The 8,769-nt window shown below is 73.3% G+C and carries 9 protein-coding genes; 8 read left to right on the forward strand and 1 reads right to left on the reverse strand.

Annotation, left to right across the window (positions count from 1 at the left end):
* Nucleotides 1-63 precede the first annotated feature (63 nt).
* The 6 genes from ACFVWU_RS35220 to ACFVWU_RS35245 all read left to right on the forward strand — a co-directional run bounded on the left by ACFVWU_RS35220 (nt 64) and on the right by ACFVWU_RS35245 (nt 5,859).
* A complete protein-coding gene (locus tag ACFVWU_RS35220; protein ID WP_387628461.1) occupies nt 64-375 on the forward strand; it encodes a PAAR domain-containing protein in 312 nt (103 codons plus the stop codon).
* Entirely contained in the window at nt 372-812 is a 441-nt protein-coding gene (locus ACFVWU_RS35225) for a GPW/gp25 family protein (RefSeq protein WP_387628462.1), read from the forward strand. The genes ACFVWU_RS35220 and ACFVWU_RS35225 overlap by 4 nt, the downstream gene beginning before the upstream one ends.
* Nucleotides 812-2,773: a putative baseplate assembly protein gene (locus tag ACFVWU_RS35230; RefSeq protein ID WP_387628464.1), complete on the forward strand. Its 1,962-nt coding sequence runs from the start codon at nt 812-814 to the stop codon at nt 2,771-2,773. The genes ACFVWU_RS35225 and ACFVWU_RS35230 overlap by 1 nt, the downstream gene beginning before the upstream one ends.
* A gap of 64 nt (nt 2,774-2,837) precedes the next feature.
* Nucleotides 2,838-3,404 (forward strand): phage tail protein I, encoded by a 567-nt coding sequence (locus ACFVWU_RS35235; RefSeq protein WP_380615255.1) that lies wholly within the window; start codon nt 2,838-2,840, stop codon nt 3,402-3,404.
* 543 nt (nt 3,405-3,947) lie between these two features.
* Nucleotides 3,948-4,721, forward strand: coding sequence for an NADase-type glycan-binding domain-containing protein (locus tag ACFVWU_RS35240; RefSeq protein ID WP_387628467.1), 774 nt, complete (start codon nt 3,948-3,950; stop codon nt 4,719-4,721).
* A gap of 148 nt (nt 4,722-4,869) precedes the next feature.
* Nucleotides 4,870-5,859, forward strand: a complete 990-nt coding sequence (locus ACFVWU_RS35245) for a phospholipase (protein WP_387628468.1) — start codon at nt 4,870-4,872, stop codon at nt 5,857-5,859.
* A 103-nt stretch (nt 5,860-5,962) separates the two neighbouring features.
* On the opposite strand, the gene ACFVWU_RS35250 is transcribed toward ACFVWU_RS35245, so the two are convergent.
* Nucleotides 5,963-6,442, reverse strand: a complete 480-nt coding sequence (locus ACFVWU_RS35250; RefSeq protein ID WP_387628470.1) for a MarR family winged helix-turn-helix transcriptional regulator — start codon at nt 6,440-6,442, stop codon at nt 5,963-5,965.
* A 142-nt stretch (nt 6,443-6,584) separates the two neighbouring features.
* On the opposite strand from ACFVWU_RS35250, the gene ACFVWU_RS35255 reads away from it, so the two are divergent.
* Together ACFVWU_RS35255 and ACFVWU_RS35260 are read left to right on the forward strand one after the other, a co-directional pair.
* A complete protein-coding gene (locus tag ACFVWU_RS35255; protein ID WP_387628472.1) occupies nt 6,585-7,535 on the forward strand; it encodes a saccharopine dehydrogenase NADP-binding domain-containing protein in 951 nt (316 codons plus the stop codon).
* 62 nt (nt 7,536-7,597) lie between these two features.
* Nucleotides 7,598-8,335 (forward strand): MBL fold metallo-hydrolase, encoded by a 738-nt coding sequence (locus ACFVWU_RS35260; RefSeq protein WP_387628473.1) that lies wholly within the window; start codon nt 7,598-7,600, stop codon nt 8,333-8,335.
* Nucleotides 8,336-8,769: the final 434 nt, after the last annotated feature.

The following is an 8,769-nucleotide window of genomic DNA, read 5'->3' on the forward strand; positions in this document are numbered from 1 at the left end:
CAAGCACGCTGGCAGTAGAGGAGTGCCCACGACCCGAGGGCACCATCGGAATGGAGACCGCACATGCCCCCCGCAGCCCGGACCGGCGACATCACCGATCACGGCGGCGCCCTCACCACCCCGCCGCCGGGCGCCCTCAGGGTGGCGACCGTGCTGATCGGCGGCAGGCCCGCCGCGGTGGTCGGCAGCCTGCACGCCTGCGTTCCGCACGTGGAGATGGGCCCGGCCAACGTCGTCCTGCCCGATCCCGGCGCGATGACCGGGGGAGTGGTCCTGATCGGCGGGCTGCCCGCGGCCCGCATGGGGGACAAGACGGCCTGCGGCGCGAGGATCGAGAGCGGCAGCCTCAACGTGCTGATCGGAGGCGGGGCATGACCGGGAGCAGCTTCATCGGCCGTGGCTGGGCCTTCCCGCTGCGGGTGAACGCCACCGGCGGCATCGGCATGGTGGACCGGGACAGGGAACTCGCCGAGGCCATCCGGCTGATCCTCGGCACCGCCCCCGGCGAGCGGCCGATGCGCCCGGAGTTCGGCTGCGGCATCCACGAGTACGTCTTCGCCCCCGGCGACAGCACCACCGCCGGGCGGATCGCGCGCGAGGTGCGCATCTCACTGGAACGCTGGGAACCGCGGATCGAGGTCGACGACGTGGTGATCGCCTACGACAGCGTCGACGAGGGCACGCTCTACATCGACGTCCACTACACGGTGCGCGCCACCAACGACCGCCGCAACCTGGTCTTCCCCTTCTACACCATCCCGGAACACCCGGATCCGGACCGGGCGGCCGCCGCGGACGGGGGCGCGAACTGATGGCACTGCCCTCCCCGAACCTGGACGACCGGCGCTTCCAGCAACTCGTCGACGAGGCCAAGCGGTACGTCCAGCAGCGCGCGCCGGAGTGGACCGACCACAACGTCTCCGACCCGGGCGTCACCCTCATCGAGACCTTCGCCTACCTGGTGGACCAGCTGCTCTACCGGCTGAACCGGGTACCGGAGAAGAACTACTCCGCCTTCCTCGACCTCCTGGGCGTCCGGCTCTTCCCGCCCGCCGCGGCCCGGGCCGAGGTCGACTTCTGGCTCTCGGCCCCGCAGCCCGAGACCGTCCTGCTGCGGGCGGGCACCGAGGTCTCCACCCTGCGGACCGAGACCGACGACGCGGTGGTCTTCTCCACCACCGACGACCTGCCGATCGTGCCCAGCTCGCTGGACCGGCTGGTCACCGTCTCCGCCTCCGGCGAGCAGTCCGACCGCACGGCCCGGCTGGCCGACGGCGCGGACGTGCCGTGCTTCCAGCCGCGCCCGGTGGCCGGCGACGCCATGCTCTTCGCCCTGCCGGCCGTGGTGCCGCGCTGCATCCTGATCGTCCGGCTGGACAGCCGGGTGGAGGGCGTCGGTGTCGACCCGCGCCAGCCGCCGCTGGCCTGGGAGGTGTGGGACGGCGCGCGCTGGATCGGCTGCGAGACCGGCAGCGACACCACCGGCGGCCTCAACCGGCCCGGCGAGGTGGTGGTGTTCGTGCCCGCCGGACACACCGCGTCGGTGGTCGCCGGCCGACGGGCCGGCTGGCTGCGCTGCCGGGTCACCGAGCCGCAGCCCGGCCAGCCGTTCTACTCCGAGTCCCCCACCATCCGCCGTGCCGAGGTGTTCACGGTCGGCGGCACCGCGACCGTCGTCCACGCGCAGACCGTCACCGACGCGCCGCTCGGCTCCTCCGAGGGCGTCGCGGGCCAACGCTTCCGGCTCGCCCGCCCGCCGGTCCTGCTGGACGGCGGTCCGCCGGCGGTGGAGGTCGCGGCCGGCGAGGGGTGGGAACGGTGGACGGTCGTCGAGCACTTCGGCGACTCCTCGCCCACCGACCGGCACGTGGTGCTCGACGCGACCACCGGCGAGTTCCTCTTCCCGCCCGCGGTGCGGGAGCCCGACGGCAGCCTGCGCGCCTTCGGCGCCGTGCCGCCCAAGGGCGCGCGGCTGCGCGTCCCGCACTACCGCACCGGCGGCGGGATCGCGGGCAACGTCGCCCGTGGCACCATCACGGTGCTGCGCAGCTCCGTCCCGTACATCGCCCGGGTGGACAACCGCGAGGCGGCCAGGGGCGGGGTCGACGGCGAGACCGTGGAGAACGCCAAGCTGCGTGCCCCGCACCAGCTGCGGCTGCAGGAACGCGCCGTCACCGCCGGGGACTTCGAGCTGATCGCCCGGCAGGCCGCACCCTCCGCCGCCCGGATCAGCTGCGTGCCCGCCGGCGGCGGCGACGCGGGGGCGGTACGGGTGCTGGTGGTCCCCGACGCGGTCGCGGACGACGGCGACCGGCTGCGGTTCGAGCAACTCATCCCCGACGAACAGGTGTTGGCCGCCGTCGCGACCGCCCTCGACGAGCGGCGGCTGATCGGCACCCGGATCCTCGTGCAGCCCCCCGCCTACCAGGGCGTGACGGTGGTCGCCCGGCTCACCACCCGCGCCGCGGACCCCGACCGGGTCCGCGAGGCGGTGCTCGCCGCGCTGTACCGATACCTCAACCCGTTGCGCGGCGGCGCCGACGGCAAGGGCTGGCCGTTCGGCCGGGCGGTGCAGTACGGGGAGGTGTTCGCCGTGCTCCAGCGGGTGGCCGCCGTCGCGGGGGTCGAGGAGCTGCGGCTGTTCCCGGCGGACCCGATCACCGGACGCCGGGGCGCGCCCGCCGAACGGGTCGAAGTGCCGCCGGACGCCCTGGTCTTCTCGCACCAGCACCAGGTCGTGGTCACGGCGGCGGCCGAGGACGGGCAGTCGTGAGCGAGCGAATCATCGGAAGGTGCGTGTGGGCGAATGCCCCTGCCGAGCGCAGCGAGGTGGGCGCATGAGTAGGGCCGCCGTCCCGGGACTGCCCAGTCCGCACCCGATCGGCGAGCTGCTTCCCGCGCTCTTCGCCGACGACGACTTCGCCCAGCGGTTCACGGCCGGCCTGGACACCGTCCTCGCCCCGGTCTTCGCCACCCTGGACAACCTGCCCGCCTACTTCCAGCCCCGCCTCGCGCCGGCCGACTTCCTCGACTGGCTGGCGTCCTGGGTCGCGGTGGACGTCGACCCGGCCTGGCCGGAGGAGGTGCGCCGCGCGGTGGTCGAGCGCGCGGTGGAACTGCACCGGTGGCGCGGCACCCGACGCGGCCTCACCGAGCGGCTGCGCCTGGTGCTGGGCGCCGGTGCCGAGATCACGGACGGCGGTGGCGTCTCCTGGTCGACCGTCCCCGGTGCCGCCCCGCCGCTCCCCGCGCTGAGCGGTGAGGTGCTGATCCGGGTCTGGCCCCTGGACGGTCCGGGGCTGGACGAGGACCAGGTGTTGTCCGTCGTCAGGGCGGGTTGCCCGGTCCACCTGACCTGCCGGGTGGAGATCCTGCCCGGCCCACCCGGGCGAGTGGAGGACTGACGGATGCCGGTGTGCCCCGACTGTGGAACGGCCAACGGGGAGGGGGACGACTTCTGCGGCAACTGCGGTGCGTACCTGGGCTGGTCGCGCAGCGCCGCCGCCACGGCGGCTCCGGCCGCCGGGCCCGCGGCGGCGCCCGCGCCTGCGCCTGGGCCTGCACCCGCTGAGCGTGTTGCGCCTGCGCCCGCTGCACCGGCTGCGCCTGCCGAGCCCGCTGCGCCCGCTGCGCCCGCCGAGCCCGCCGAGCCCGCTGTGCCCGAGACTGCGCGCACTGAGTCCACCTGGCGCGCGGTGTCGCGACGGGTGACGCGCGCCAGGAGGGAGCAGCCGCCCGCCCCGACCGTCGAAACGCCGACCCCGCCCGCCGAGGAGCCGGCGGTCCCGGCGGAGGCCGAGCCTCCGAGCTCGACCTCCATCCGCGTGCGGCCGGTTCCGGCTCCGGCTCCCGAACCGACCCCGACCCCGGCCCCGATCCCTGCCCGGGAACCGGCTCCGACGTCGGATCCCGAAGCGGCTCCGGCCCACGCACCGCAGGCCGATCCGGTGGCCGTGCAGCCCGCCAAGCCCGTCGCACCACGCCCGGTTGTCCGGGCGTCCGCGGCCGGCGAGGCCCAGGACGGCCCGCCCTGCCCCCGGTGCGGCACGCCCAACCTGCCCGAGCGGCGCTTCTGCCGCCGTTGCGCGGCACCGCTGACCGACACCGCAGCCCCGCCGAAGCTGCCGTGGTGGCGTACCCGCTGGCCGTTCCGACGCCGGGTGCGGATGGGAGGTTCGGGCAACGCGCTGCGCCGCACCATCGCGCTGCTCGTGCTGGTCGCGGTGGTGGTCGGCGGGATCCTGCTCTACCCGGTCGGCAAGGACGTCTTCCAGGACGTGCTGGACAAGCTCCGCAGCACTGCGCCGATCACCCCGGCCCAGGCCTCGGCGAGCGCCGCGGTCGAGGGTCATCCCGCGACCGCGGCCGACGACGGCCTCACCAACACCTACTGGGGAGCACCCGCGATCGGGGACTCCATCACCTTCGGCTTCCGCACCCCGTTCCGGTTGGTGGACCTGATCGTCCACACCGGCGACTCCGCGGACCCGCAGCACTACCAGCAGCAGGCCCGTCCCGTCGTCCTGTCCCTGGAGGTCACGGCCTCGGACGGGGAGGTGCACCGGCAACAGATCACGCTCAACGACCAGCCGGGCCCGCAGACCGTGGCGACCGGGATCAGCGACGTCGTCCAGGTGAAGCTCACCGTCCGCGAGGCCGCCGGAACCGGCCCCGGCCGTGCCATCGCCCTGGCCGAGGTGGAGTTCTTCAAACGCACCTGATGGTCATTCACCGTACGTGCACCATCGGCCAGTTGGGGGCGCATTGCGGACAGCCGGCCCCGTCTGTCGAGCATGTACCGTTCGGCAACGTACAGTTGGTGATGTGGGCATGTCCACTTCAGGACACCGACAAGAAGGAGTACCTTTCTTGACCACTCACCTCAGGCACGGTGCGGGCCGACGGACGCTGGCGGCGACGGCAGCGACGTTGTGCGGGATCGTCGGGGCCACCGCCCTCGCCACGACCCCGGCGGCAGCGGCCGACCAGCGCCACCCGATCTACGCCATCGCGCACCGGGTCGACACCCTGGACGGCGTGGACGCCGCCCTGAAGCACGGTGCCAACGGCATCGAGATCGACGTCTGCGCCTGGTGGAACCCGAACGAATGGCGCGCCTATCACGACTGTTCCTCGGCCGGCGACAACCGGCTGGGCCCCAGCTTCGACAGCATGATCGACCGCATCGTCTCCAACGCCAACGCGGGGCGCCGGCTGTCGCTGGTCTGGCTGGACATCAAGGACCCGAACTACTGCGGGGAGCAACCGAACCGCGGGTGCAGCGTCGCCGGACTGCGTGACAAGGCCAAGCGGCTGACGGCCGCCGGGATCCAGGTGCTCTACGGCTTCTACGAGTACCACGGCGGCAACACCCCGGACGTCGGAGGCAGGGGCTGGAAGAGCCTGGAGGGCAGGCTCGGCCCCCTGGAGGGCATGACGACGACCGGGACCCGCGACCAGGCCGAAAACGCCTTCAACCGGTCCGGTTCCGGGATCCCCACCGGTCACCGGGCGGTGGACTACGGCGACAGCGACATCACCAAGGGCTTCGGCAACTGCACGGAAGCCACGTACAACACGTGCGCGGAACTGAAGAAGGGCGCCGCGGACCGCGCCGCCGGCAAGCTCGCGGCCACGCTGTCCTGGACGACCACGTACAACGACCCGTGGTACGTGGACAAGCTGCTGGGCGACGCCCACGTGGACGGCATCATCGCGGGCTACGGCGCCTTCACCGGCGTGCGGGAGTACGACGACAGCTGGCAGTGCGCCAACGCCGTCAACCTCGTCCGTGACTGGGTGAGCCGCCACGGCTCCACCCACCGCATGGCCAACAGCGGTGACCGCCTGTTCAGGTAGTGGTGCGTCTGGTCGGGCAGCGGACAGCCCCGGGCCGGGGTCGTGGCGGATGCACTCGCCGCGACCCCGGCCCGTTCACGTCGGACTCGCCGTCCGGGGGCTCTCAGTGCGGGTATCGGCTGCGGATGGCCCGGGCGGCGTCGGTGCCGTCGAGGAGGGTGTGCAGGAGGGCGGTCAGGGTGTCGACGTCCGAGGCCGTGAGCCGGGCCGCCATCTCGGTGGTCAGCCGTGCGGTGGCGTCGCCGAGCTGGGCGGCCAGGGTGCGTCCGGCGTCGGTGAGCTGGATGAGGACGGCGCGCTTGTCCTGCTCGTGCGGGATCCGGCTCACCAGGTCGCGCTGGACCAGGGAGTCGACCAGCCGACTGGGGCTGCCCTGTTCGCAGACCAGTAGGCGCCCGAGGGCGGCCAGGGTGACCGGCTGGTGCGCGGCGAGGACGTCGAGCACCTCGGCCTGGGCGGGGGTGAGGCCCAAGTGGCGCAGGGCGTCGCCGAGCCGGCGGCTGCCCTCGCGCTGGGCGGCCAGGAGCAGGTAGCGCAGTTCGTCCTGCGGAGCCCGGGTGGTGCGGCTGTGGTCGGCGGTCACGGGCTGCCCTTCGTTTCGTCCATCGGATGAGTGGGTGCGGGTCCAGCATATCAATGACACAACATCGATGACGCGACATCGATGTTGTGTCATTCTTGTCCCGTCATCGACGGAAGCCCGTTCGGGCGGAAGGAGCACGATCATGCGATCCGACTTCGTCGTTCTCGGCGCCACCGGCACCGCAGGCAACCTGATCGCCGGACACCTCGTCCAGCAGGGTGGGACGGTGACGCTGGTCGGCCGGGACGCGGGCCGACTGGCGTCGATCGCGGCGCGGTTCGACGGCGCGGCGGTGACCGTTCTGACCGCGGACCTCGCGGACCCCGCCTCGCTGGCCGCGACGGCCCGGGCGGGAAAGGTACTGGTCAACACGGTCGGCCCGTTCACCCGCCTGGCCCCGCCCGTGGTGAGCGCCTGCCTCGACGCCGGCACGGCGTACATCGACCTCGCCAACGAGCGGGCCGCCGTGCGCGCCCTGCTCGACCGCGACGCCGAGGCGCGCGAGCGGGGCGTCGCGCTCGTCACCGGGGCCGGCTTCGGACCGGCCGCCACGGAGGCGTTGGTGCTGGCCCTGTGTGAGCGGGTGGCGGACCCGGCGAGCGTGGTCGTCGCCTCGGCTGCCACCACCGCGTACGACACGGAGGGCGTCCGCGCCACGGTGGCCGAGGCCGCGGCCGAGGGCGCCACCGTCTACCGGGCCGGCGAGCTGGTCCGCTTCCGGCTCGGCGACGGCGCCACGACGCTCACCTTCGGTGGCGTCGGCCGGACGGTGATCCCCGTGCCGACCGGAGATCTGGAGGCGGCGCGCGACGCCGGCGGCGCGCCCGACGTGACCGCGTACGCCGCTCCGCGCGGGGGCACGGGGACGGACGGCCGCTCCTACGCCTACGCGGAACTCACCGCCGGGGACGGCCGGCGGCACGTTGCCGAGCTGAGTACGGGCGAGGGATTCGCCTTCACCGCGGCCGTGGCCGCCGCAGCCGCGGCCACGCTGCTCGACGGCCCGCCCCCGGGCGCCCGGACGGCGGCGCGACTGCTCGGCGCCGAGCGCGTCGCGGCCCTGCCCGCCACCACCATCCAGCTGGGCCGGTGATCCGGATGAGCGCCTTTGAGTCCCCGACCGAGTCCCCGACCGATTCCCCGGTTGAGTCCCCGATGCCCACCGTGCACCGGCTGGGCGACGACCTGGTCAACTTCTACCTCGTCGACACCGGCCCGGCCCTGGTGCTGGTCGACGCCGGGCTGCCCGCGCACTGGGAGGGCCTGCTCGGGGCACTGCGCGGTCTCGGCAGACCCGTCACCGACATCGCGGCGGTCCTGATCACTCACGGCCACCCGGACCACGTGGGCCTCGCCGAGCGGGTCCGCGTGGAATCCGGGGCCGACGTCTGGGTGCACGAGTCCGACGCGCCGATCCTGGCCGAACCACGGCGCCTCCACCAGGTCTGGCGCCCCGAGCGCTCCCTCCTCGGCTACGCGGTCCGCCGCCCGAGCGGCCTGCGGGCACCGCTGCACCTGGCTCGGGGCGGTGCGCTCCGCACGCCGGCGATCCGGGAGCTCCGCGTCTTCGCGGACGACACCCGACTCGACGTCCCCGGCCTGCCCCTGGCGGTGCACACCCCAGGGCACACGCACGGCAGCACCAGCTACCTCCTCCCGGAGGCCTCCCTCGCCTTCACCGGCGACGCCCTGGTGACCAACGACGCGGTCGCCGGCCGCGTCGGGCCCTGCGTCATCTGCCGGGCCTTCACCCAGGACAGCAGGGCGGCGCTGGCTTCCCTGGAGAAGGTTGCCGAATACGAGATCGACACGGTCCTGCCGGGCCACGGTGAACCATGGCGGGACGGTCTGGCGGAGGCCGCACGGCTGGCGGTGGTCGGCGGCATTCGATAGCGACAGGAGAGGGGAGGGCGCCGCAGCACTGTGGTCCGGGCTGGGCATTTGTCTCGGGCGCCGAACGGGGGTAGTGTCTCCCAGTCGCTCGACTGGGAGCACCGGACACGCACCTGCGCGGACGGTCCCGGGGCGGCCAATCCTCCGAACCATCACTTCCCGGTCCTCGCCGGTCGTTTCGCTTTGTCGCGGTGCGGCTCGGTGCTTATTCGGCGTGCACGTTTTATCGGATTGCGGTCGGATTCGCTTTTCGGGGCGAGGGTCGGCTAGAGTTTGAAACGTCGGACGGGGCGTCAAACCCCAGAGGACACCGGCGAGTTGGATGAAGGAAGCCCCGGGAACGGAGCGGAAAACATCTGATAAGCTGGAAACACGAAAGAACGAAGCGCCCGGAGGGCCCGCTGGAAGGCGGTCCGAAGGAAGCCTCCGTTCCT

Origin of the sequence: Kitasatospora sp. NPDC058190 (assembly GCF_042883685.1) — a bacterium.
GTDB lineage: Bacteria > Actinomycetota > Actinomycetes > Streptomycetales > Streptomycetaceae > Kitasatospora.